This window comes from Streptomyces sp. NPDC088794 (genome assembly GCF_044750545.1).
Classification (GTDB): Bacteria; Actinomycetota; Actinomycetes; order Streptomycetales; family Streptomycetaceae; genus Streptomyces.
Window position 1 is genome coordinate 142,560 of record NZ_JBIVKB010000009.1, and the last position, 23,694, is coordinate 166,253.

Genomic DNA, 23,694 nt, shown 5'->3' on the forward strand with positions numbered 1-23,694 from the left:
TGGGTGAGGGTGATCGGGAGGCCTGGCCGGCCAATGGGCGCCGCTCAGGGCCCCTCCGGTTCCCGGGCCAGCACCTCCAGCGGTACCGGCCGGGCGAAGGGCCGCTTGGCCGGTCCCGGCGAGCAGCCCGCGACTCCGCCGACTCCGGGCGCGCAGATCCGGCCCTGGCACCAGCCCATTCCGGCGCGGGTGAGGAGTTTGACGGTACGCAGGTCGGTGGCGCCGAGTTCGGCGGTGGCCGTGCGGATCGCGCCCGCCGGGACCTCCTCGCAGCGGCAGACGACGGTGTCGTCGGTGACCTGGTCCACCCAGTGGGCGGGCGGGGCGTAGGCGGTGGCGAGGGCGGCGGAGAAGTGCCGTAGCCGGGACCGGGTGCGGGTGGCTGCCGCCCAGCCGTCGGACCGGGGTTCAACTCCCTTGATATGGGCGGCGATCGAGTACCCGGCGATCTCACCCTCGGCGAGCGCCAGCACCGCTCCCCCGATCCCGGTGGCCTCACCCGCCGCCCAGACTCCGTCGACGTCGGTCCGCTGCTCGGCGTCCGTGACCACGAACGGGTCACCGGTGTCATCGATCGCGCAGCCGAGGGACTCCGCGAGGTCGGTGTGCGCGAGCATGCCGTGCCCGACGGCCAAGGTGTCGCAGTCGATCCGCCGCTCGGTGCCGGGCCTGACCCGGCCGGCGGAGTCGAGCGCGGCGACGGTGACGGCCTCGACCCGATCGGTGCCGTGGGCCGCCACGACCGTGTGACGGACCATCACCGGCACTTTGTGCCGCAGGAGTTGGGAGGCGTACCCGGCCGCCTCGACGACCTTGCCCGGATGCGCGGCGAGGGTGGTCGCATGCCGTACGAAACCGGCGGGGCGTACGGACTCGACGTACGCGACGACTTCGGCGCCCGCCGCGGCGAGCCCGGCCGCGACCGGCATCAGCAGCGGGCCGGTCCCCGCGACGACCACCGTGCGCCCCGGCAGGACGAGCCCACCCTTGAGCATGGCCTGGGCGCCGCCCGCGGTGACCACTCCGGGAAGCGTCCAGCCGGGGAAGGGCAGCACCTTCTCGTAGCCGCCGGTGGCCAGGAGGACGGCATCGGCGGCGACCGTCTCCGAGGTCTGCTGGCCGGGGCCGAGCAGGGCGTGGGCGCCGACGCGACCCGGCCTGAACTCGCGCTCCACGAACCAGACATGACGGTCCGCCAGGTGCGTGATCCGACCCGCCGCCACATGCGTGGCCAACCGGTCCCGCAGCGCCTCCCAGGTGCCCCAGGCGTGATGCAGCGCCTGCGGTCTGCGGGCGCGGAGCCCGGCCGCGGGCTGCCGGTAGAACTGCCCGCCCGCCTGCGCACCCGCGTCGAGGAGGGTGACCCGTACACCCCGGTCGGCGGCCGTGAGCGCGGCGGCGAGCCCGGCGGGGCCCGAGCCGATCACGGCGAGGTCGGCGCTAGTCATGGCCGCCGTCGTCCCGGGCGAGGTCGTCATGGCCGGTGCCTTCCTGGGTGCGGATCGTGTCGCCGGGGTGGACCGGGACGAGGCAAGCCCGTTGGTTCGGGCGGTCGTTGACGATGACGAGGCAGTCGAAGCAGACGCCGATCCCGCAGAAGACTCCGCGCGGTGCGCCGCTCCCGCGGGTTCCGCGCCAGGAGGTGATGCCGGCCGTCCAGAGCACGGCGGCGACGGTCTGGCCAGGCAGGGCGTCGATCTCACGGCCGTCGACGGTGACGGTGAAGGCCGGTCCGGGGTGGGCCCGGGCCAGCTCCAGCGGAGTACCGCGCGAGGCTTCACCTCGGCCAACACCTTTGGTTCCGCCTGGATTTCGTCTCATTCCCCCTCCTCGAAACGGTCCGGGCGAAACGGCGTCAGGTCGAGGTCAGGTGTCCGGTCGGTCAGCGTCTGGGCGATCAAGTGCCCGGTACCGACCGCGAGTCCGATGCCCGCGCCCTCGTGACCGCACGCGTGGTGGAGCCCCGGCACCCGGGGGTCGGGCCCGATGGCCGGCAGATGGTCCGGCAGATAGGGCCGGAAGCCGAGATAGCCGCGCATCGCGTGCGCCCTGCCGAGCATCGGGAAGAGCTCGGTGGCCTGCGCGGCCAGTCTGCGCACGACCGGGAGCGAGAACGTCCGGTCGAAGCCCACCCGTTCGCGACTGGCCCCGATCAACACCGGGCCCGCGTCCGTGCTTTCGACGACCGCCGAGGACTGGAGTCCCGCGTCCCCGCTGGCGACGTCGGCCACGTAGTCGGCGGCGTACACCTTGTGCCGGATCACCCCGCGCGGCAGCGGCTCGGTGACCAGCACGAAGCCGCGGCGCGGCAGCACCGGCAGATGCACTCCGGCCAGCGCGGCGACCTCGCCGCCCCAGGTGCCGGCCGCGTTGATGACGGCCGGGGCGTGCAGGTCACCGTGCGCGGTCCGGACTCCGCGCACGGAGCCGTCCTTCGCGCGCAGGATGTCGGTGACGGCAGTCCCGGTGCGCAGGTCGGCGCCGGCGCGTCGGGCCGCTCGTACGACATGGGCGGCGGCCAGGGTCGGCATCACCTGGCAGTCCTCTGGGTAGAGCACGCCTCCTGCGAGCCCGGGGGCCAAGTGCGGCTCCAGGTCGGTGAGTTGCTCGGCGGCGACGACCTGCGCGTCGACTCCGGCCGCCCGCTGTCCGGCGGCAAAGTCGGTCAGTGCGGACATGCCCTCGGGCGAGGAGGCGACGACGACTCCGCCCTTCGGCTCGAACTCCACGGCTTCGCCCAGTCCGGGTTCGGCGGCGAGGTCGGCCCAGAGACGTCGGGACAGGAGGGCGAGGTCGAGTTCGGGGCCCGGTTCCTTGTCGGAGACGAGCAGGTTGCCCTCGCCGGAGCCGGTGGTGCCGCCGGCCACGGGGCCGCGGTCCACGAGGAGGGTCCGCAGGCCTGCCCGGGCCGCGTGGAGAGCGCAGGCCGCGCCCACCATGCCGGCCCCGATGACTACGACGTCGCAGGTCAGTGGGCTGCTCACGTCAGTACAATGTCACATGTCTCTGTCCTCGCCAAGGGGTCGTACGCGAGCCCCGGCGGCCGAGGGACCCGCCCTCCGCCACCGGGAGCCGCACGGTCGACCGCCCACCAGGGCCGTCAACTCCCTGTCAGCCCTCCGTCAGCGTGATGTCCTCGCGCTGGGCCGCGTGGAAGCGGGGCAGCGGCAGGCCGCCCTGGGCGTTGAGTTCCATCAGCGTCGCCTCGACGTTCGCCGCACCGGGTTCGAGGCTGTCGGACGAGGTCTTGCCGGTGTTCTGCCAGCGGTGCTCGATGCCGTCGCACACGGCGCGGGTGCCGCCGATGCCGTGGCGGACGCTCGGGGAGCTCTGGGCGACCGAGGAACTGACGAAGACCGGGCTGCCGTTGCCGAGACAGCGGTAGGTGCCGGAGAGGGTGACGGTGCCGTCGGGGGCGATGGACCCCGTCGGGTCGACGGTCACGGTCTCGAAGGGGTCGGCGGACGCGGGCGCGGCCGGGGCGGCGGCCAGCAGGAACAGCGCGGCGCAGACGGCGGTGCGGATCGCGGGGCGCAGGGACACGGGGAAACCTCCTGAGTGTGGGGCCTCCACTGGTACCGGGCGCGCGGGCCCACGGCCGTGATCGTCACTCCTTCGGTGGCGAGTCCACACCGATGGTCACGCTCGTCACTCCTTCGGTGGCGAGTCCGCACCGACGGTCGTGGAACCGTCCGGGAGTTGTCCGCGTGTTGTCACGCTTCCCGATGCGCTGTTCCGATGAGTTCACGGCGGGAGGATGGTCTCTTCCATGGGGACGCCGACCGGCGCAACCCCACCGACCTGGAGGTGCGACATGTGTTCCCACCAGCCTTCGAGCTCTTCCTCCGACAACACCGCCGCGCATGTCGTCGCCGCCCACCCCGAGCAGGGCTGGAGCCTGCTCTGCGACGGGGCGATCGTGTTCGACGACTCCGGTGAACTGACCCCCGACGGCCGCGCGGTCGCGCCGCACCGGGTCGCTTCGCTGACGATGGCGGCCTGAGTCACGCCGATGCGGTCGCGGGCGCGGTAACAGCACTGCCCACCCCACCCCCGTACGACTCCCCAGCGGGCGCCACCGAGCGGCCCCGGCCGGTTCGAGCGAGAATGCGAACACCGCCGGCCCCCTTGCGTCCGCACCCCTCCTCCCGCTTCTCCCGCGCCCCTCCGCCCTGCGGACGTACGACCTCCCCGCCCCCGGCGGTATCGCGCCCCGTTGACTGTCGTCACCAAGGCGATACGCTCGTTGCGCGAGCCCGGACCCCGCCCACCAGGCAAGGGGGCGTACCGCCATGATCGACTCGGCGCATGTCGACACCTTCGCGCGTGACCACCTCCCGCCGCGCGAGGAATGGCCGGACCTGCGCTTCGAGCTGCCGGAGCTGAGGTACCCCGATCGGGTGAACTGTGCCGCCGAGCTGCTGACCGGCCCGGACGCCGAAAGCCCCGCGTTCCACACCCCCGCGGGACCCTCCTGGACGTACGGCGAACTGCGCGCCCGCGTCGACCGGCTCGCGCACGTCCTGACCGGCGACCTCGGCGTGGTTCCCGGGAACCGGGTGCTGCTGCGCGGACCGACCACACCGTGGCTCGTGGCCTGCTGGCTGGCGGTGCTGAAGGCGGGCGCGGTCGCCGTGACGGTGCTGGCGCAGCAGCGGCCGCACGAGCTGGCCACGATGTGCGGGATCGCCGACATAGGGCACGCCCTGTGCGACATACGGGCCGTCGACGACCTCGCCAAGGCGGAGATACCGGGGCTGCGCATCACGACGTACGGCGGTGACGCCCCCGGCGACCTCCTGAACCGTCCGGCGCCCGACACCCCGTATGCGGCGGTCGGGACCGCGGCCGACGACGTCGCAATGATCGCGTTCACGTCCGGCACCACGGGCCGGCCCAAGGGGTGCATGCACTTCCACCGGGACGTGCTCGCCATAGCCGACACCTTCTCGAAGCATGTGCTGCGGCCGCGGCGGGACGATGTCTTCGCGGGGAGTCCGCCGCTCGGTTTCACCTTCGGCCTGGGCGGTCTGGTGATCTTCCCGATGCGCGTCGGCGCGAGTGCGCTGCTGCTCGAACAGGCGGGCCCCAGGCAGCTGTTGCCCGCGATCGCCGCCCACCGGGTCTCGGTGCTGTTCACCGCGCCGACCGCCTACCGCGCGATGCTCGGCGAGGTCGACGCGTACGACGTCTCGTCCCTGCGTCGCTGTGTCTCCGCCGGGGAGAACCTGCCCGCCGCCACCTGGCAGGCCTGGCGGGAGCGGACCGGGCTGCCGATCATCAACGGCATAGGCGCCACCGAGCTGTTGCACATCTTCATCTCCGCCGCCGACGAGGACATCAGGCCCGGCACGACCGGGAAACCGGTACCGGGGTGGCACGCGCGCGTGCAGGACGCGGACGGAACTCCGGTGCCCGACGGGGAGCCTGGGCTGCTCGCCGTGCAAGGGCCGGTCGGCTGCCGGTACTTGGCCGACCCGCGCCAGCGCGTGTACGTGCGCGGCGGCTGGAACGTCACCGGTGACACCTATGTGCGCGAGAGCGACGGCTGGTTCCGTTTCGTCGCCCGCGCCGACGACATGATCATCTCGGCCGGCTACAACATCGCGGGACCTGAGGTCGAGGACGCGTTGCTGCGTCACCCGGACGTGGTCGAGGCGGCGGTCGTGGGGCGGCCCGACGAGGCCCGTGGTCAGGCGGTGGTGGCCTACGCCGTCCTCAAGGAGGGCGCCGAACGGGACGCCGAGGCCCTGCGCGCCTTCGTCAAGTCCGAGCTGGCGCCGTACAAATGCCCGCGCGAGATCGTCTTCCTGGACGCGCTGCCGCGCACGGCCACCGGCAAGCTCCAGCGGTTCAGACTGCGCGCCGACGATCGAACCGAACATCACGCCGAAGATCACTCCGGTGTTGACACCGATGGTGACCAGCAGTGATGTCGACGACCTAAGATGATCAACGTGTCCGACCAGCCTGCCCCACGGTCTCTCATCGTCACGCTCTACGGCGCGTACGGCCGTTTCGTGCCGGGCCCCGTGCCCGTCGCCGAACTGATCCGGCTGCTCGCCGCGGTCGGCGTGGACGCGCCCTCCGTACGCTCCTCGGTGTCCCGTCTCAAACGGCGCGGGCTGCTGCTGCCGGCCCGCGCGGCCCAGGGCACCGCGGGGTACGAACTCTCGGCCGAAGCACGCCAGTTGCTCGACGACGGCGACCGTCGCATCTACGCGGAGGTGCCGCACGAGGACGAGGGCTGGGTCCTCGCCGTGTTCTCCGTACCGGAGTCGGAGCGGCAGAAACGGCACGTCCTGCGCTCCCGCCTGGCCGGCCTCGGCTTCGGCAGCGCCGCACCGGGCGTGTGGATCGCCCCGGCCCGGCTGTACGAGGAGACCCGGCACACCCTCGTACGACTACGACTGGACCCGTACGTCGATCTCTTCCGCGGCGAGCACCTGGGCTTCGCGCCCACCGTCGAGGCGGTCGCCCGCTGGTGGGACCTGGCCGCCATCGCCAAGGAGCACGACGCGTTCCTCGACCGCCACGCGCGCGTGCTGCGGCAGTGGCAGGAGCGCCCGGCCGCCGACACCCGGCCCGAGGAGGCCTACCGCGACTACCTCCTCGCCCTGGACTCCTGGCGCCACCTCCCCTACGTCGACCCCGGGCTGCCCGCCCGGCTGCTCCCCGAGGACTGGCCGGGGGCACGGTCGGCGGCGGTGTTCCGGGGACTGCACGAGCGGCTCAGGGCCGCGGGGGCCGGTTTCGCGGGCGTATGACGGGCATGCGGACAGGCCCCTCCTCATCGGGCGCATGAGAGGCGTCCCATGAGTCACTCAGCCAAACCTCAGGCTCCTTAACACCTCCTCTCAGACTTCTTACCTACCGTTCCACGCGTCGCACGCCGGTAGGAAAGAGGACTGTTGCGCATGACCACCACGCCAAGGACTCAGGGAGCCACGGTCTGGCTGACGGGGCTGCCGAGCGCGGGCAAGACGACGATCGCCCGCCATCTGGGGGATCGACTGAAGGCCGAGGGGCACCGCGTGGAGGTCCTGGACGGTGACGAGATACGCCGCTTCCTCTCCGCGGGACTCGGCTTCTCCAGAGAGGACCGCAACACCAACGTGCAGCGCATCGGCCTCGTCTCGGAGGTCCTGGCCCGCAACGGCGTCCTGTCCCTCGTCCCGGTCATCGCCCCGTACGCCGACAGCCGCGAGGCCGTGCGCAAGCGGCACCAGACCAGCGCGACGCCGTACATCGAGGTGCATGTCGCCACTCCGATCGAGGTGTGCAGCGCACGGGACGTGAAGGGCCTCTACGCCCGCCAGGCGGCGGGGCAGTTGACCGGCCTGACCGGGATCGACGACCCGTACGAGCCGCCCTTCGACCCGGACCTCGTGCTGCCGACGCAGGTGCAGACGCCCGAGGAGTCGGCGGACGCGGTGCACGCGCTGCTGGCGGAGCGGGGGTTGGTGTGAGCGCGACGCCGCCCGCGACGGGCTTCAGCCTCTCCCATCTGGACGCGCTGGAGTCCGAGGCGGTGCACATCTTCCGTGAGGTGGCGGGCGAGTTCGAGCGACCGGTGATCCTCTTCTCCGGCGGCAAGGACTCCATCGTCATGCTGCACCTGGCGCTCAAGGCGTTCGCGCCCGCGCCGATTCCCTTCTCCCTGCTGCACGTCGACACGGGCCACAACTTCCCGGAGGTACTTGAGTACCGGGACCGCACGGTGGAGCGGTACGGGCTGCGACTCCATGTGGCCTCCGTGCAGGACTACATCGACCGTGGCGTGCTGCGCGAACGTCCGGACGGGACCCGTAATCCGCTCCAGACCCTGCCGTTGACGGAGAAGATCCAGGCCGAGAAGTTCGACGCGGTCTTCGGCGGCGGGCGGCGGGACGAGGAGAAGGCCCGCGCCAAGGAGCGGGTGTTCTCGCTGCGGGACGAGTTCTCCCAGTGGGACCCGCGCCGGCAGCGGCCCGAGCTGTGGAACCTCTACAACGGGCGTCACGCGCCCGGCGAGCACGTCCGCGTGTTCCCGTTGTCCAACTGGACCGAGCTGGACGTCTGGCAGTACATCGCCCGTGAGCGGATCGAGCTGCCCGACATCTACTTCGCCCACTACCGCGAGGTGTTCGACCGGGGTGGCATGTGGCTGACCGCCGGCGCGTGGGGCGGGCCCAAGTCCGGGGAGAGCGTGGAGAAACGGCAGGTCCGCTACCGCACGGTCGGCGACATGTCCTGCACCGGCGCCGTCGACTCCGACGCCGACGGCATCGAGAAGGTGATCGCCGAGATCGCCGCCTCCCGGCTGACCGAGCGCGGCGCGACCCGGGCCGACGACAAGATGTCCGAGGCCGCGATGGAAGACCGCAAGCGCGAGGGGTATTTCTAGTCATGGCCGTGGACACGCTTCGGTTCGCCACCGCGGGTTCGGTCGACGACGGCAAGTCGACGCTCGTCGGACGGCTGCTGCACGACTCCAAGTCGATCCTCACCGACCAACTGGAGGCCGTCGAGCGGGCTTCCCTGAACCGGGGCCAGGAAGGCCCCGACCTCGCCCTGCTGACCGACGGCCTGCGCGCCGAGCGCGAACAGGGCATCACCATCGACGTCGCCTACCGCTACTTCGCCACGCCCACGCGGCGGTTCATCCTCGCCGACACCCCCGGCCACGTGCAGTACACCCGCAACATGGTCACCGGCGCCTCCACCGCCGAGCTGGCCGTCGTCCTGATCGACGCGCGCAACGGCGTGGTGGAACAGACCCGTAGGCACGCGGCCGTGGCCGCCCTGCTGCGCGTCCCGCACGTGGTCCTGGCCGTCAACAAGATGGATCTGGTCGGGTACGAGGAGAAGGACTTCCGGCGGATCGTCGAGGACTTCGCGGGCCACGCGGGCGAGTTGGGCCTGCCCGACTTCACGCCGATCCCCGTCTCGGCGCTGGTCGGCGACAACGTGGTGGAGCGTTCGGCGCACATGGACTGGTACCGGGGTCCGTCCCTGCTGGACTTCCTGGAGAGCGTCCCGGTCGGCACGGAGGCGGCCGACGCGCCCGCCCGTTTCCCGGTGCAGTACGTCATCCGGCACGGCGAACTCCGCTACTACGCCGGCCAGTTGGCGTCCGGCTCACTGCGGGTCGGCGACCGGGTCACCGTGCACCCGTCCGGCGCGAACTCCGAGATCACCGGCATCGACGTGCTCGGCGCCGAGGCGGAGGTGGCGTACGCGCCGCAGTCGATCGCGGTGCGTCTCGCCGACCGGCTGGACATCTCGCGCGGCGACATGCTCACGACGGGCGTCGGCGCCCCCGCGCTCACGCAGGAGGTCCGGGCAGCCGTCTGCCATCTCGCCGATCGGCCGTTGCGGGTCGGCGACCGGGTGCTGGTCCGGCACACGACCAGGACCGTCAAGGCGATCGTCAAGGACCTGGGCGGGGTGAGCGAGCTGGGCGCGAACGATCTGGGGCGGATCGGTCTGCGGACGGCGGAGCCGCTGGCCCTCGACGACTACGCGGTCTCCCGGCGCACCGGGGCGTTCCTCGTGATCGACCCGGCGGACGGGGCGACGCTGACGGCGGGCATGGTGGAACTGTAGGACCCGTCGTCTGTAGGGCCCTGGGGCGGGGTCTGTTCCTGACTGTCGTCAGGATGACGATACAAATCTTCGCGATGCGCCATTGTCACCGCTCGTCAATAACGCGGTAACAACGGGCTCACTCATGCGAGGCGGGGCGTTGGACTGGGTAAGCCGCTCGGTACGGGGTCGAAGGTCCCGTACGGTGCCCGTCGGACGACTCTGCCGGGCGGCGCCGTACCATACATAAGGTTGAAAGCAGGACAGCCTGCTCATGAACGGAACCGCCTTGTACGATCGCCCCTCCTCCTCGGCCGCCTCCTGGCGCATCGCGCTGCCGCACTCCGCCGCGGCCGTGCCCGTCGCCCGTGCGCTGGTGCGCACGGCGCTGACCGAGCTGGAGTACGGGGCCGACAGTGACACCGCGGAGCTGCTCACGGCCGAGCTGGTCGCCAACGCCGTGGAGCACACCGCGGGCGACTCCCCGATAGAACTCGTGGTGGAGCTGATGCCCTCCGGGTGTCAGGTCGAGGTGCACGACCCGGACCCGGCGCCGCCCGGGGACCTGACCCGGCCCGACTGCGGGGAGCCCGACCCGTGGCAGGAACACGGGCGCGGACTGCTCCTGATCCGCGCTCTCAGCTCGTCCTGCGGACACCGTCCGACCGAGTCGGGCAAGGCGGTCTGGTTCAGGCTGCCGGTGGTGCCGCCGCAGCGGCGTTCCGCGTGACCTGAAGGTGACTGCGTAACAGCGAAACCGCAGGTCAGGCGAGGGTCGCCACCAGGACGGCCTTGATCGTGTGCAAACGGTTCTCTGCCTCGTCGAAGACGACCGAGTAGGCCGACTCGAACACCTCGTCGGTCACTTCGAGCGAGTCGAGGCCATGGGTCTCGTATATCTCCTGGCCGACCTTGGTGCCGAGGTCGTGGAAGGCCGGGAGGCAGTGCAGGAACCGGACGTCCGGGTTGCCGGTGGCCCGCAGGACGTCCATCGTCACGGCGTACGGGGCGAGAGCGGTGATCCGCTCGTCCCAGACCTCCTTGGGCTCACCCATCGAGACCCAGACGTCGGTGGCGACGAAGTCGGCCCCCTGGACACCCTCCGTCAAGGATTCGGTGAGAGTCACGCGGGCGCCGCTCGACTCGGCCAGCTCGCGGGCGCGATCGACGATCTCCTGGGCCGGCCAGTAGGACTTCGGGGCGACGATCCGCACGTCCATGCCGAGCAGGGCGCCGGTGATCAGGTACGAGTTCCCCATGTTGAAGCGGGCGTCGCCGAGGTAGGCGAAGGAAACGTCGGCCAGGGGCTTGGTGGTGTGCTCCGTCATCGTGAGCACATCGGCGAGCATCTGGGTGGGGTGCCAGTCGTCGGTCAGCCCGTTGTAGACGGGCACGCCCGCGTACGCCCCCAGCTCCTCGACCTTGGCCTGGCTGTCCCCGCGGTACTCGATCCCGTCGTACATCCGCCCCAGCACCCGTGCGGTGTCCTTCACGGACTCCTTGTGCCCGATCTGCGAGCCCGACGGGTCGAGATACGTCGTCGAGGCGCCCTGGTCGGCGGCGGCGACCTCGAACGCGCAGCGGGTGCGCGTCGAGGTCTTCTCGAAGATCAGCGCGATGTTCTTGCCGCTCAGGTGCCGCGTCTCGGTCCCGGCCCGCTTGGCCGCCTTCAGCTCCGCCGCCAGCTCGATCAGGCCGACGAACTCCGCCGCGGTGAAGTCGAGCTCCTTGAGGAAGTGGCGGCCGGCGAGGGCGGTCGGGACTGTCGCCATGGGGGCGCTCCAGGAGTGCGAGGGAATGCGGGAACAGGAACCCTGGAAGTCTATACGACGATTCGCATTTATATACAGCAGGTAAGGGGCGTCACAGGGCCGCTATACGGCCTCACGTTCGACCGGACAGCTCATGCAGCGCGGTCCACCGCGGCCCCGGCCCAGTTCGCTGCCCGGGATCTCGATGACCTCGATGCCCTGCTTGCGCAGATGCGTGTTGGTGGTGGCGTTGCGCTCGTAGGCGACGACGACGCCCGGCTCGACGGCCAGGACGTTGCAGCCGTCGTCCCACTGCTCGCGCTCGGCCGCGTGCACGTCCTGGGTGGCGGTCAGCACGCGGATCTCGTTCAGGCCGAGGGCGGCGGCGATCGCGCGGTGCATGTGCTCCGGCGGGTGGTCGGTGACCTTCAGCTCCTTGTCGCCGACGCCCGGCTCGATCGTGTACGAGCGGAGCATGCCGAGGCCCGCGTACTGGGTGAAGGTGTCGCCGTCGATCATCGTCATCACGGTGTCGAGGTGCATGAACGCGCGCGCCTTCGGCATGTCCAGGGCGACGATCGTCTGCGCGGAGCCGGCGGCGAACAGCTTGTGCGCGAGCATCTCGACGGCCTGGGGCGTGGTGCGCTCGCTCATGCCGATCAGGACGGCTCCGTTGCCGATGACGAGGACGTCTCCGCCCTCGATGGTGGAGGGGTAGTCGGCCTGCCCCTCGGACCAGACGCGGAACGTTTCCCCACGGAAGAGCGGGTGGTGCCGGTAGATCGCCTCGAAGTGGACCGTCTCGCGCTGCCGGGCCGGCCAGCGCATGGCGTTGATGGAGACGCCGTCGTAGATCCAGGCGGAGGTGTCCCGGGTGAAGAGGTGGTTGGGGAGCGGGCCGAGCAGGAAGTCGTCGAGGTCCATCACGTGGAAGCGCACGGAGGTCGGCTCCGGGTGCGCGTCCAGGAACTCGCGCTTGGTCATCCCGCCGATCAGGACCTCGGCGAGATCCGGCGAGGGCAGGTTCTCGAAGGCGGCCCTGAGGTGGTCGGTGGCCAGGACCCCGTACTCCTTCTCGTCGAAGACCCGGTCCAGGACGAGCGTTCTGGCCGCCGGGATCGCCAGGGCCTCGGTGAGCAGGTCGCCGAAGAGATGGACGGTGACCCCTCGGTCGCGCAGGACGTCCGCGAAGCCGTCGTGCTCGGCGCGCGCCCGGCGCACCCAGAGCAGGTCGTCGAAGAGCAGGGCGTCCTTGTTGCTGGGGGTGAGCCTTTTGAGCTCCAGATCCGGCCGGTGCAGGATGACGCGGCGCAGCCGCCCGGCTTCGGAGTCGACGTGGTATGCCATGTCTCCATCCTGACCACCGATGACCGACTTCACCCCCTACTCGCCCGTTTCCGCGATTCCTTGTTCTCGTCCCCTTGACGATTAACAGCTTCGCGGATTATCGTCGCGATGACGAGAAACACGGAGGGGGTCGCACACACATGGCCGACATCACCCGGCGCCTGGGCTGGCGCCATCTGCGCGGAGCGCCGACGGCACACGTCCGCCACCACCGGGACGGAAAGCTGCTGCACGACGGGCCGGGGCTCAGCTTCTGGTACCGCGCGCTGACCGCGGCGCTCTCCGAGGTACCGGTCGACGACCGGGAGCTGGCGATGACCTTCCACGCCCGTACGTCCGACTTCCAGGACGTCGCGGTGCAGGCGACGGTCACCTACCGGGTCAGCGACCCGGCGCTCGCCGCGGCCCGCCTCGACTTCTCCATCGACCCGGACACCGGGGTGTGGCGGGGCGCTCCGCTGGAGCAGCTGGGCACGCTGATGACGGAGACGGCCCAGCAGCACGCGCTCGACGTGCTGGCTCGTACGACGCTGTCGGCGGCGCTGGTCGACGGGGTGGCGTCGGTGCGCGGGCGCGTGGCCTCCGGACTGGCGGCGGAGCCCCGCCTGCCCGCCACCGGTATCGAGGTGGTCGCGGTGCGCGTGGTGGCGCTGCGCCCCGAGCCTGAGGTGGAGCGGGCGCTGCGTACGCCAGCCCGGGAGCAGATCCAGCAGGAGGCCGACCGGGCCACCTACGAGCGGCGGGCGGTGGCCGTCGAGCGGGAGCGCACCATCGCCGAGAACGAACTGGCCAGCCAGATCGAACTCGCCCGCCGCGAGGAGCAGTTGGTCGACCAGCGCGGCACCAACGCCCGCCGCGAGGCGGAGGAGCACGCGGCGGCGGACGCGGTACGGGCGAGCGCGGAGGCGGCCCGGTCGGTGAAGCTCGCGGAGGCGGAGGCGGAGCGCTCGGTCAAGCTCGCCGAGGCGGAGGCGACGCGCACGGTGAAGCTGGCCGACGCCGAGGCGGCCCGGTCGGTGCGGCTGGCCCGCGCGGAGGCGGAGAGCGCGCGCGAGGTGGGCGAGGCGCGAGCGCAGGCCCAGGCGGCGTGGCTGCGGGTGCACGGCGACGTGGACGTGGCGACCCTGAACGCGCTCACGGGGACGCGTCTTGCGGAGAACCTGCCGAACATCGACAGCGTCACGATCTCGCCGGACGTCCTGACCGGTCTGCTGGCGCGGCTCGGTGCCGGAGAGCGGGCGTGAGTCTCGCACCGCGGGTCGTCCTGGTCCATCGCACCACGGAGTACGAGGAGTTGGTGGCCCATCACGGCACGCACGGCCAGGCCGCCTTCTTCCTCGCCTCACGGGGACGGGACATCGAGGAGATCGCCGAACGGCACCGCGCGACGAGGCGGGCGCTGGCCGAGGTCTCCTCGGCGATCCCGCTGACCTGGCGTCAGGCCCGGGTGGAGCGGGTCGACTTGGACCGGTTCCTGTTCGCCCCCGAGGACGTCGTGGTCGTGGTCGGCCAGGACGGCCTGGTGGCGAATGTGGCCAAGTACCTCACCGGACAACCGGTGTTGGGCTTCGACACGGACCCCGGCCGCAACCCGGGCGTCCTGGTCCGCCACCGCCCGTCGGCGGCCGCCGCCCTGCTCCCGTCGGCCCACGCGGCCGGCACCGCCGTGGACGAACTCACCATGGTCGAGGCCGTCGCCGACGACACCCAGCGGTTGGTCGCGCTCAACGAGATCTACGTCGGAGCCGTCGGACATCAGACGGCCAGATACCGCCTGGGCCTGGAGGGCGACGGGGGTGTCGTCGAGGCCCAGGCTTCTTCCGGCGTGCTGGTGGGCACGGGCACCGGCTCGACGGGCTGGCTCCGCTCGGTCTGGCAGGAGCGGGGCAGCGACCTGCCCCTCCCCCGCCCCACCGACCCCCACCTGGTGTGGTTCGTCCGCGAGGCCTGGCCCTCCCCGGCCACCGGCACCTCCCGGGTCGCCGGCCACCTCTCGGCCACGTCCCGCCTCACCCTCACCGTCGAGTCGGAACGGCTGATCGCGTTCGGGGACGGGATGGAGGGGGATGCGGTGGAGTTGACCTGGGGGCAGACGGTGCGGGTGGGGGTTTGTGGGGAGCGGTTGCGGTTGGTGGGGTGAGGTGCTCAGCGGCTGCGCAGCGGCTGGAGCAGCTCCGGGCGGGCCAGCATCCGACGGGACACCCGCCCCGAGTCCAGCTCCTCGGACAGGTCCGCGTGCTGGGCCCAGGCCTTGGCCCAGGTGGCCAGCGCGGTCCGGTGATCAGGGGTCGCGGCGAGCAGGGCCGCCTGTTCCATGAGCAGGACCGCGGGCGGCAGGCCGTCCGGCTGGACGTTCAACTCGACGACATAGGTGAAGAGTTGTTCGGGCGACAGACCCATGGGCAGGTCGACGCCGTCCAGTTCGGCGAGGAGTTCGTCCCGCAGCCGCACCGACGGCACCTCGCCCTTGGCGGCGTCCAGCAGGCCGCGCGCGGCACGCTCGTCGTACTTGGACAGCGGACCGGACAGCACCTGGTCGGCGGACGGCCGGGCGACAGGGCTGAACAGCCGCTCCAACTCGGCCGCGGCCATGGGTCCTTCGTATACGCGCACCACCAACAGCAGTACGCGTTCCCCTCCCGTCACACTCAACGAGGAACGAGCGAAGAGGGCCGCGTCGTCGCGCAGTTTGACACCGCGCACGTCGACCGCTTTGTTCAGGTGCTCCGCGAGGAGGTTGCCGAACTGTACGCGCGTCTGCGGATCGTCCAGACAGCTCAGTTCGCACAGCGCTTCGGTCAGCTGGGCGAGCAGCTCAAGTCCCCGCGCACGGCTGGAATCGCTCCCGGGCTCGCCGAGCCCCGCGCCTGTCTCCACCGACTGTCCCCCATGAGTCGGTATGCCTGCTGGACCGACCTGCGAAGATAGCATGGCAACTCACGGTTAACCAGGGGCCTTTGAGGCTGCGGACCAGTAATTCCGGTGGGGAGGCCGGCCTGCTGCCTCCCCACCGTCGGCGGATGCCTACAGCCGAGGGTCCACCGCCTCCGACTCCAAAGCCAACACCCCGAACACCGCCTCGTGCACCCGCCACAGCGGCTCCCCCTCCGCCAGTCGGTCCAGGGCCTCCAGGCCCAGGGCGTACTCGCGGATCGCCAGGGAGCGCTTGTGGTTGAGGAAGCGGCGGCGCAGGCGGGTGAGGTTGTCGGGGCGGGTGTACTCCGGACCGTAGATGATCCGGAGGTACTCGCGGCCCCGGCACTTGATGCCGGGCTGGACCAGGCGCCCCTCCGGGGTACGGGTCAGCGCGTCGAGGGGCTTGACGACCATGCCCTCGCCGCCGCGGCCGGTCATCTCCAGCCACCAGTCGACGCCGGCCCGGACCGACTCGGGGTCGGCGGTGTCGACATAGAGGCGGCGGGTGGTCTGGAGCAGGCCGCTGCCGTCGTGCTCCACCAGGCGGTCCAGCAGGGCCAGTTGCTGGTCGTGCGGGAGCGCGGCGAGGCTGCGGCCCTGGACCGCGAGGAGCTGGAAGGGCGCCAGGCGTACGCCGTCCAGGCCGTCCGTCTGCCAGCAGTAGCGGCGGTATGCGTCAGTGAACGCCGCCGCGTCCGCGGCTCGTTCGCGGTGGCGGGAGAGGAGGTCCGTCACCTCCACTCCCCGTGCCGCCGCACCCTCCAGTGCCGCGAGCGCGCCCGGGAACACCGCACCCGACGCGGCACCGACCGCCGCGTACTGCGAGCGCAGCAGACCGGACGCCTTCAGCGACCACGGCATCAGTTCGGCGTCCAACAGGAGCCAGTCCGTGTCGAGTTCGGCCCACAGGCCCGCCTCGTCGGCGGCCGTGCGGAGGCGGTTCAGGATGTCCTCCGTCACCGATCCGTCGTCGAAGAAGGGGCGGCCCGTGCGGGTGTAGAGGGAGCCCGTGGGACCTCTCCCGACGCCGAAGCGCTTCGCGGCCGCCTCCGCGTCGCGGCACACCAGGGCCACCGCTCGCGAGCCCATGTGCTTCTCCTCGCACACGACCCGCGCGACCCCGTCCTGCGCGAACTGCGCGAACGCCTCGGCCGGGTGCTCCAGGAAGCCTTCGATCTGCGTGGTCGCGGTCGGTGCCATGGTCGGCGGGAGGTACGGGAGCAGGCGCGGGTCGACCGCGAAGCGGCTCATGACCTCCAGGGCCGCCGCCGCGTTCTCCTCGCGGACCGCGACCCGGCCGGCGTGCCGGGTCTCCACCGCCCGGCGGCCGTGCACGTCCGCCAGGTCGAGCGGGCGGCCGTCGTGTCCGCCGGGTGCCTCCGTGCGCAGCGGACGGGCCGGCTCGTACCAGACCCGCTCGGCCGGTACGTCGACCAGTTCCCGCTCCGGCCAGCGCAGCGCGGTGAGCTTGCCGCCGAAGACGGCGCCGGTGTCCAGGCAGATGGTGTTGTTGAGCCAGGTGGCCTCCGGGACGGGGGTGTGGCCGTAGACGACGGCCGCCCTGCCTCGGTAGTCCTCGGCCCACGGGTAGCGCACGGGCAGCCCGAACTCGTCGGTCTCGCCGGTCGTGTCGCCGTAGAGGGCGTGCGAGCGGACCCGGCCGGAGGTGCGGCCGTGGTACTTCTCGGGCAGGCCCGCGTGGCAGACGACCAGCCTGCCGCCGTCGAGGACGTAGTGACTGACGAGTCCGTCGATGAACTCCCTTACCTGGGCGTGGAATTCCTCGCTCTCCCCCGCCATCTGCTCGATGGTCTCGGCGAGGCCGTGGGTGTGCTGGACCTTGCGGCCCTTGAGGTGGCGGCCGTACTTGTTCTCGTGGTTGCCGGGTACGCACAGGGCGTTGCCGGAGCCGACCATGGACATCACTCGGCGCAGCACGCCGGGCGAGTCCGGGCCTCGGTCGACCAGATCGCCGACGAAGACGGCGGTACGGCCCTCCGGGTGCGCGCCGTCGGCGTAGCCCAACTTGGCAAGGAGCGACTCCAGTTCGGCGGCGCAGCCGTGGATGTCGCCGATGATGTCGAAGGGGCCCGTGAGGTGGGTCAGGTCGTTGAAGCGCTTCTCGGTGACGACAGTGGCGCCCTCGATGTCCTCGACACCCCGCAGGACGTGCACCTTGCGGAAGCCCTCGCGCTCCAAGCTGCGTACGGAGCGGCGCAGTTCGCGGATGTGCCGCTGGATGACCCGGCGGGGCATGTCGGCCCGGTCGGTGCGGCCCGCGTTGCGCGCGGCGCACACCTCCTCCGGCACGTCCAGCACGATGGCGATGGGCAGCACGTCGTACTGCCTGGCCAGGTCGATCAGTTGGCGGCGCGAGTCCTGCTGCACGCTGGTCGCGTTCCCTGTCAAGTCGTTCTGTTCAAGTTCAGAACCACTGATGGGGGGAGGGGCCAGGACCGCGTGGGCCGAACGAGATATCGGGTGTGCACGGCCGACCATCCAGAGATGATGTGGAGCAGGAGACCAGCTGACTCGACGGAGGGGCCACATGGAGCGGTTGGAGCTGATCGTCGTGCAGCTCGAAGAGGCCAAGGGGATGATCAAGAAGGGGCGTCTGCCCAACCTGAGGTTGGCCTATCTACTCATCGACAGCGTCACGGAGCTAATCCTCCATCGAACCGTTCAGACGGAACTCCAGCACCAAGGCATGCTTCAGAAACTGCTGTTGGCCTACCAGCAGAACGAGTCCTACGGATTTCCGGTCGATGCGGAGGAGGTCGCGTCCATTAAGGCGAAGATCGTATCCAAGTCCGACCTGAAGAACATCGACCGCAACTTCGACGCCAAAGTCGGTCTGCTGGTCCGCCGCAACTTGCTCGACAAAGCACTCGGCCCTGTCCTGGAAAAGCTGCACAAGTACCGCAACGAGATGTATCACCGCGACAAGTTGAGGCCCGAGATCATCCGGCCGGCCACCCTGATCTATCTCGACTCCGCATGCACAGTACTGGAGTCGCACAGGCAGATGATCATCACCTACCCGTCCGACCTCGGTGAGGAGATCTGTCGCTTCACGGGAGGCAGGCGGCCGGGCTTCGGTGAAGCGACAGACCTCCCGAAGAAGATCGCAGCACAGCTACGCCGAGAGGTGGGGCTCGATCTCCCGCTGGTGAGGAGCGCCCTCGCCGCCTACCTTGATGCTCGGCTTGACCAAATGGTCGACGGCCTGGAGTTCATCGAGGACAACCTTGGCGGCCCGCCCCTCGTGCGCGGTGATGCCTTGCGGCTCGTGCAGGCGAACCTTGCCGCGAACCCGACGCTCGAACAAGTGCGTGGACGAAAGTATCAGTACTCCAAGTCAGACCTGGAGCAGTGGCGAACCCGGATAGCCGCTTTGGAATCCATCGCCGACAAGCACGCCCTGGTCAGCGAGTACGCAGCCATTGAGTAATCCGATCTCCGGACGGCGATACCCCAAAGGGGAGAAAATTGGCTCCGGCCGTCCGGCTGACGTCGCGGAGTCTTGGCGCCACCGGAGCCCGACATTGAGTAGGACGCTGGGGACCCTTCGTCAGGCACCCGGAAGTGTTGCTTCGAGCATGTGAATCAGATTCTTCTGCCTGCTTGGTCCCTGCCGGACGGCTGCTGCTGAACAGCACACCGCACGAGGGGAGGGCCGGGGCATGGACGTGGTCCACGAACGATGCGCCGGAATCGACATCGGCAAGGCCGACGTGAAGGTCTGCATCCGCGTCCCGGGACCTGGCAAACGCCGCCGCAAGGAGATCCGTACGTTTTCCACCATGACCCGAGACCTGCTGGCGATGCGGGACTGGCTGCTCGCCGAACAGGTCACCGTGGTCGGCATGGAAGCCACGGGGGCGTACTGGAAACCCGTGTTCTACCTGCTGGAGAACGACATCGAGTGCTGGCTGCTCAACGCCCGGCACATGAAGAACGTGCCTGGCCGCAAGACCGATGTCGCCGACTCCGAGTGGATCTGCAAGATGGTCGAACACGGCCTGGTGCGGCCCTCGTTCGTGCCGCCGCCGGCCATCCGGCAGCTGCGGGACCTGACCCGCTACCGCACCGAGGTCATCCGCGAACGGACCCGCGAGGCCCAGCGGCTGGAGAAGCTCCTGGAGGACTCGGGGATCAAGCTGTCCGCGGTCGTCTCGGACCTGCTGGGCAAGTCGGCCCGCGCGATGCTGGAGGCCCTGATCGCCGGGGAACGCAACCCGACGATCCTCGCCGAGATGGCCCTCGCCAGCATGCGCACCAAGCGTCAGATCCTCGCCCAGGCGTTGACCGGCCAGTTCACCGACCACCATGCCTTCCTCGCGCGCACCATGCTCGACCGGATCGACGCGGTCAGGGCGACCGAGGCCCGCCTCAGCGAGGAGATCACCCGCCAACTCGCCCCGTTTCGGCGGCAGATCGAGCTGCTGGCCACCATCCCCGGCGTCAGCACCCGCTCGGCGGAGATGATCCTGGCCGAGATCGGCGCGGACATGACCCGCTTCCCTTCGGCCGCCCACCTGGCCTCGTGGGCCGGGATGTGTCCGGGCAACTACGAGTCCGCCGGCAAACACACCTCCGGCAAGTCCCGGCCCGGCGACCCGTGGTTGAAGAGCGCGCTCGGCCTCGCCGCCACGGCCGCAGCCCGCAGCAAGAACACCTACCTCGCGTCCCGCTACAAACGGATCGCGATCCGCCGCGGGAAGAAGCGCGCCCTGGTCGCAGTGGGCCACACGATCCTGGCCTCGATCTGGCACATGCTCACCAACGACGCCGAGTACACCGACCTCGGAGCGGACTACTTCCTCCAGCGAACCGGCCGGACGCGGCAGACACGACGTCTGGTCAGCCAGCTCAACATGCTCGGCTATCAAGTGTCCCTCCAATCAGCGGACGCGGGGTGACCTGCGGGAAGGTTGGATTTTCGAATCAGGACTCCTTCGAGCCTCTGGAGGAGAAGATCAAGGATGCGGTGCTCCAGGTCGATTACGAGGTGCAGTCTCAAATCGACTTCGCTCGCGGCAAGTAGGAAGCGCGACAAGTCGCAGCACTGCACCGTCAGCAGGCGATACAGTCGCTGACATGGGCTGGTCATTGAGTCGCTTTGCGCCACCGCACCCAGAACTTCTGGACGCCTTGTTCCTGGCCGTCGGGCGTGCCCTCCACCTGGCGAACGCGTACGAGAACAAATGCCAGTACGTCCTGCGCGTCGGCAACATGGTCACCGCAGGCCAAGCGGACCCCGTCCTCACTTTGGACGAGCTGATCGCCTCAACCCCCATGGACCAGATGCTGGGCGGCACCCTGCATAGCCTGGCCAACCACCCCATAGGCGTGACCATGGATATGGACATCCTGCACAAGGCCAGAGAAGCCCGAAACTTCATCGCCCACGAGGGCGCCTCGATCGGCTACATCTGGTACGCCCGCCCGGAGTCGACCCTTCAGCACACCGTCAAACTGCGCACCGCCGTCGGCGACCTGGCGGCAGGGGACAACCTGATCTCGCAGTGGTGCCACGGTCTGGAGGAACCCCACGCGTCGCAGCCGACTGAATGGATCGCCACCTACCCGGACCTTGTAGACGAGTGGGTTTTCGCAGATCTGCTCGCGTTGCTCCCAAACCCAGCGCAGGAGCAGACGGATGCACCAGATGCGGCCGCTGGCTGAGCAGCCGTACCTTGGCGTGACGCCGGCACGGACCCGTCCCCGGCGTGGGGTGCCAGCTGCCCGCTGTCGTTATCTAGGGGTCGAAGGCCTTCTGTGCAGTTCAAAGGCATGATCCGTGCTCCAGGCAAGTACGGCACGCAGCCGGGAACGGTTCGGTCGAACCGTTCACAGGGCTTCGCCGGCCCGGGGCAGGGCCGTCAGCGTTTGACGCGGTTGCGGATGGCAAGGACGGCGAGGCCCAACAGTACGGGTTCGGTCAGGCGGGAGGTCATCTCGATGTAGGTGCCGGCGGTGGTCAGGTCCTGGCCGGAGGAGCGGAACACCACCGAGTTGAGGGTGACGTTCAGAGCCTTTTCGAAGCGCTTGCCGGTGAACCGATTGCCGGTGGGGTTCTGCGGATCGTCCTTGTCGATCTCGAAGGTGACCTTGCCCCCGCCGGTCGGGACGGTGCCGATCGCAGTCTGCTTCGGGGTGTCCTTCGCGAGGCCGAAGACCATCAGCAAGACGATGGTGAGGAGCATGGCCGCCCCGAGCCACGCCAGGGCCCGGGATGCGCGCAGTCCGTAGCCGGACAGCGCCCAGTACGCGGTCAACAGCCCCCGTTCACTGCGGGGGATGTCGTCGGCGTGGCGGCGCATCTCCATCTCCCCGTAATAGAAGTCCGCAGCCCCCGGCTCATGCTTGCCGTCCTCGAAAGCCTTGCGCAGAGCCCGGTACACCGGAGCCATCTGCAAGGGGCCAGCGCGTCCGGCGCCGAGGACTGCCACGTTCCAGCCCCGCACTGCTCCTGGCTGGCTGGCACGCCAGTGGTGTTCCTCGGCCAGGACTCGGCGCTCGGTGAACGGCATGGGCGGCCAGCGCCACCACACGGCGGGCGGGGCGATGTCGAAAGTGCAGGCCCCCTCCAGACGGAGTTGATCCAGGTGCACAGTGCCGGCGAACAGGCACCCCGACAGATCGAGGTCTGAGAGGACCAGATGGGCCGCGTCCACCCCACGCAGCGACGCCACCCGCACCCTGGGGTCGCGGGGGATCGGAAAGGGATCTTCGGCGAGCTGTCGGCCGTTGGTGAGCACGAACGGATCCGGCTCGGCGGCGATCGTGAGGGGGTACTCGAACACCGCATGCGCGAAGTCCACCGTGGCGTAACGCAGGCGGATCTCCGCTGTCGATGACCAGCGAGTACGACGACACTCCAGACGGCGCGCAGCGAGCGAGAGGGTCACCGGGCCACCGAACGTCGCACCGGACAGCACAACCCGTCCAGCACACGCCAAAGGTCCGAGCTGGTCAGCTGCTACGAAGGTCGCCGACTCGAAACAGGCGTCGCCCTTGAAGGTCGCCGAGTCGAACCAGGTTTTGCCCTTGAAGGTCACATCGATGAACACGGCGTCGCCCTGGAAGCTGGCCGAGCCGAACCTGGCGACATCTTCGAAGATCGCCATGAGGAATCCGGCGTCGCCCTTGAAGGTCGCAGAGTCGAACAGGGCGATGCCCTCGAAGGTCGTCAGGCCGAACTCGGCGCGGCTCTCGAAGGTCGCCTCACCGAAGGTCGCCGAGCCGAACCTCGCGCTGCCCACCTCGAAGGTCGCCTCACCGAACAAGGCGCTGTCCTCGAAGGTCACCTGGCTGAACTCGGCTCGGTTCTTGAAGGTCGCCGATGTGAAGTTGGCGCCGCCCTTGAAAGTCGCCTGGTCGAACAGGGCATGGTCGCCCTTGAAGGTCACCGACTCAAACAAGGCGTCGCCCTCGAAGATTGCCGACTCGAACAAGGCGCAGTCCTCGAAGATCGCCGACTCGAACAAGGCAGCGCCCTCGAAGGTGGCCATTTCGAACTTGGCATGGCCGACGCGGGGGTGCCCGGCTTCAGGGCCGCGGAGAGCGTTGAGGAGGGCATTGAGAAGAGATTCGGTGAAGTGGGTGCCCCGATGGTCGATGCCGGCGCCGGGAGTCAGGACGGCCAGGTAGGAGTCGCGGTCGTCGTCGGCCAGGTGGGCGAGGCATACGGTGTGGCCGGGGACGTGGATGCCGCGGCAACCAACGGGGTCGGCAGCAGGGTCTGCACCGTGTGCGCAGTGCGGCCAAGGCGGCGGTTCGGCTGTGCTCATGGTGCGGCGACTCCACGGTGTCAGGGTGCCTGTATGGACGCCCTGCGGACGGGAACGGTTCAGGCTCGACGGTGACAGGCAGCATCGGGGAGGCTCCCACCGCGAAGATGCCGTACGTGCCTGAAGAACCCGTAGATATAAGTCAGGCACGGAGCATTGAGGGCACATGCCTCACACGCCTTCTCCGAACTACCGGGGGGCGTCCCGTAATCAGGTGACGGGACGATCAGTCCCGAGGCAAAGGGCCGGTACGGGCCGGAGAACGGCTCCGAGGAGGAATGGACCAGGAAACCGGTGTTGCTGTCAGAAGTTTTGAC

General features: G+C 69.9%; 21 protein-coding genes. 12 read left to right on the forward strand and 9 right to left on the reverse strand.

Going from position 1 to position 23,694, the window contains the following annotated elements; all coding sequences use genetic code 11:
• Nucleotides 1–44: 44 nt before the first annotated feature.
• From ACIP6U_RS25140 to ACIP6U_RS25155, 4 genes are all read right to left on the reverse strand, one after another.
• Complete coding sequence (locus ACIP6U_RS25140) at nucleotides 45–1,448, reverse strand: FAD-dependent oxidoreductase (RefSeq protein ID WP_401721814.1); 1,404 nt, start codon at nucleotides 1,446–1,448, stop codon at nucleotides 45–47.
• A complete protein-coding gene (locus ACIP6U_RS25145) occupies nucleotides 1,441–1,821 on the reverse strand; it encodes a (2Fe-2S)-binding protein (protein WP_401721817.1) in 381 nt (126 codons plus the stop codon). Before ACIP6U_RS25145 ends, ACIP6U_RS25140 begins: the two co-directional genes overlap by 8 nt.
• The gene (locus tag ACIP6U_RS25150; protein WP_401721819.1) at nucleotides 1,818–2,984 is read right to left on the reverse strand and encodes an NAD(P)/FAD-dependent oxidoreductase; all 1,167 of its coding nucleotides are present in this window, start codon (nucleotides 2,982–2,984) and stop codon (nucleotides 1,818–1,820) included. The genes ACIP6U_RS25145 and ACIP6U_RS25150 overlap by 4 nt, the downstream gene beginning before the upstream one ends.
• 127 nt (nucleotides 2,985–3,111) lie before the next feature.
• The gene (locus ACIP6U_RS25155) at nucleotides 3,112–3,543 is read right to left on the reverse strand and encodes a DUF6299 family protein (RefSeq protein WP_401721821.1); all 432 of its coding nucleotides are present in this window, start codon (nucleotides 3,541–3,543) and stop codon (nucleotides 3,112–3,114) included.
• Nucleotides 3,544–3,814: 271 nt separating this feature from the next.
• On the opposite strand from ACIP6U_RS25155, the gene ACIP6U_RS25160 reads away from it, so the two are divergent.
• From ACIP6U_RS25160 to ACIP6U_RS25190, 7 genes are all read left to right on the forward strand, one after another.
• On the forward strand, nucleotides 3,815–4,003 hold the full coding sequence (locus tag ACIP6U_RS25160) for a DUF5999 family protein (protein ID WP_401721823.1): 189 nt from the start codon (nucleotides 3,815–3,817) through the stop codon (nucleotides 4,001–4,003).
• 289 nt (nucleotides 4,004–4,292) lie between these two features.
• Nucleotides 4,293–5,933, forward strand: a complete 1,641-nt coding sequence (locus ACIP6U_RS25165; RefSeq protein ID WP_401721825.1) for an AMP-binding protein — start codon at nucleotides 4,293–4,295, stop codon at nucleotides 5,931–5,933.
• A 15-nt stretch (nucleotides 5,934–5,948) separates the two neighbouring features.
• Nucleotides 5,949–6,767: a PaaX family transcriptional regulator C-terminal domain-containing protein gene (locus ACIP6U_RS25170; protein ID WP_401721827.1), complete on the forward strand. Its 819-nt coding sequence runs from the start codon at nucleotides 5,949–5,951 to the stop codon at nucleotides 6,765–6,767.
• Nucleotides 6,768–6,917: 150 nt separating this feature from the next.
• Nucleotides 6,918–7,469, forward strand: coding sequence for an adenylyl-sulfate kinase (gene cysC / locus ACIP6U_RS25175; protein ID WP_401721829.1), 552 nt, complete (start codon nucleotides 6,918–6,920; stop codon nucleotides 7,467–7,469).
• On the forward strand, nucleotides 7,466–8,386 hold the full coding sequence (gene cysD, locus ACIP6U_RS25180; RefSeq protein WP_401721832.1) for a sulfate adenylyltransferase subunit CysD: 921 nt from the start codon (nucleotides 7,466–7,468) through the stop codon (nucleotides 8,384–8,386). The genes cysC and cysD overlap by 4 nt, the downstream gene beginning before the upstream one ends.
• Before the next feature lie 2 nt (nucleotides 8,387–8,388).
• Nucleotides 8,389–9,588 (forward strand): sulfate adenylyltransferase subunit 1, encoded by a 1,200-nt coding sequence (locus ACIP6U_RS25185; RefSeq protein WP_401721834.1) that lies wholly within the window; start codon nucleotides 8,389–8,391, stop codon nucleotides 9,586–9,588.
• 253 nt (nucleotides 9,589–9,841) lie between these two features.
• Complete coding sequence (locus tag ACIP6U_RS25190) at nucleotides 9,842–10,297, forward strand: ATP-binding protein (protein ID WP_401721837.1); 456 nt, start codon at nucleotides 9,842–9,844, stop codon at nucleotides 10,295–10,297.
• A 34-nt stretch (nucleotides 10,298–10,331) separates the two neighbouring features.
• Here the strand turns inward: ACIP6U_RS25190 and argF are convergent, their stop codons facing one another.
• Nucleotides 10,332–11,339, reverse strand: coding sequence for an ornithine carbamoyltransferase (gene argF, locus ACIP6U_RS25195; protein ID WP_401721839.1), 1,008 nt, complete (start codon nucleotides 11,337–11,339; stop codon nucleotides 10,332–10,334).
• A 102-nt stretch (nucleotides 11,340–11,441) separates the two neighbouring features.
• Complete coding sequence (locus tag ACIP6U_RS25200; protein WP_401721841.1) at nucleotides 11,442–12,665, reverse strand: arginine deiminase; 1,224 nt, start codon at nucleotides 12,663–12,665, stop codon at nucleotides 11,442–11,444.
• A 140-nt stretch (nucleotides 12,666–12,805) separates the two neighbouring features.
• On the opposite strand from ACIP6U_RS25200, the gene ACIP6U_RS25205 reads away from it, so the two are divergent.
• Both ACIP6U_RS25205 and ACIP6U_RS25210 read left to right on the forward strand, forming a co-directional pair.
• Entirely contained in the window at nucleotides 12,806–13,909 is a 1,104-nt protein-coding gene (locus ACIP6U_RS25205) for an SPFH domain-containing protein (RefSeq protein ID WP_401721844.1), read from the forward strand.
• Nucleotides 13,906–14,805, forward strand: coding sequence for a hypothetical protein (locus tag ACIP6U_RS25210; RefSeq protein WP_401721850.1), 900 nt, complete (start codon nucleotides 13,906–13,908; stop codon nucleotides 14,803–14,805). Before ACIP6U_RS25205 ends, ACIP6U_RS25210 begins: the two co-directional genes overlap by 4 nt.
• Before the next feature lie 5 nt (nucleotides 14,806–14,810).
• Here the strand turns inward: ACIP6U_RS25210 and ACIP6U_RS25215 are convergent, their stop codons facing one another.
• Nucleotides 14,811–15,542 carry a hypothetical protein gene (locus tag ACIP6U_RS25215; RefSeq protein WP_401721853.1) on the reverse strand — a complete coding sequence of 244 codons (732 nt, stop codon included), beginning with the start codon at nucleotides 15,540–15,542 and terminating at the stop codon, nucleotides 14,811–14,813.
• Nucleotides 15,543–15,689: 147 nt separating this feature from the next.
• Nucleotides 15,690–18,035 carry a polynucleotide kinase-phosphatase gene (locus ACIP6U_RS25220; RefSeq protein ID WP_401722352.1) on the reverse strand — a complete coding sequence of 782 codons (2,346 nt, stop codon included), beginning with the start codon at nucleotides 18,033–18,035 and terminating at the stop codon, nucleotides 15,690–15,692.
• A gap of 94 nt (nucleotides 18,036–18,129) precedes the next feature.
• On the opposite strand from ACIP6U_RS25220, the gene ACIP6U_RS25225 reads away from it, so the two are divergent.
• The 3 genes from ACIP6U_RS25225 to ACIP6U_RS25235 all read left to right on the forward strand — a co-directional run bounded on the left by ACIP6U_RS25225 (nucleotide 18,130) and on the right by ACIP6U_RS25235 (nucleotide 21,269).
• A complete protein-coding gene (locus tag ACIP6U_RS25225) occupies nucleotides 18,130–19,032 on the forward strand; it encodes a hypothetical protein (RefSeq protein WP_401721855.1) in 903 nt (300 codons plus the stop codon).
• Nucleotides 19,033–19,264: 232 nt separating this feature from the next.
• The gene (locus tag ACIP6U_RS25230; RefSeq protein ID WP_401721858.1) at nucleotides 19,265–20,503 is read left to right on the forward strand and encodes an IS110 family transposase; all 1,239 of its coding nucleotides are present in this window, start codon (nucleotides 19,265–19,267) and stop codon (nucleotides 20,501–20,503) included.
• Nucleotides 20,504–20,681: 178 nt separating this feature from the next.
• Nucleotides 20,682–21,269: a hypothetical protein gene (locus ACIP6U_RS25235; protein ID WP_401721860.1), complete on the forward strand. Its 588-nt coding sequence runs from the start codon at nucleotides 20,682–20,684 to the stop codon at nucleotides 21,267–21,269.
• Nucleotides 21,270–21,466: 197 nt separating this feature from the next.
• On the opposite strand, the gene ACIP6U_RS25240 is transcribed toward ACIP6U_RS25235, so the two are convergent.
• Nucleotides 21,467–23,377: a pentapeptide repeat-containing protein gene (locus ACIP6U_RS25240; protein ID WP_401721863.1), complete on the reverse strand. Its 1,911-nt coding sequence runs from the start codon at nucleotides 23,375–23,377 to the stop codon at nucleotides 21,467–21,469.
• Nucleotides 23,378–23,694: the final 317 nt, after the last annotated feature.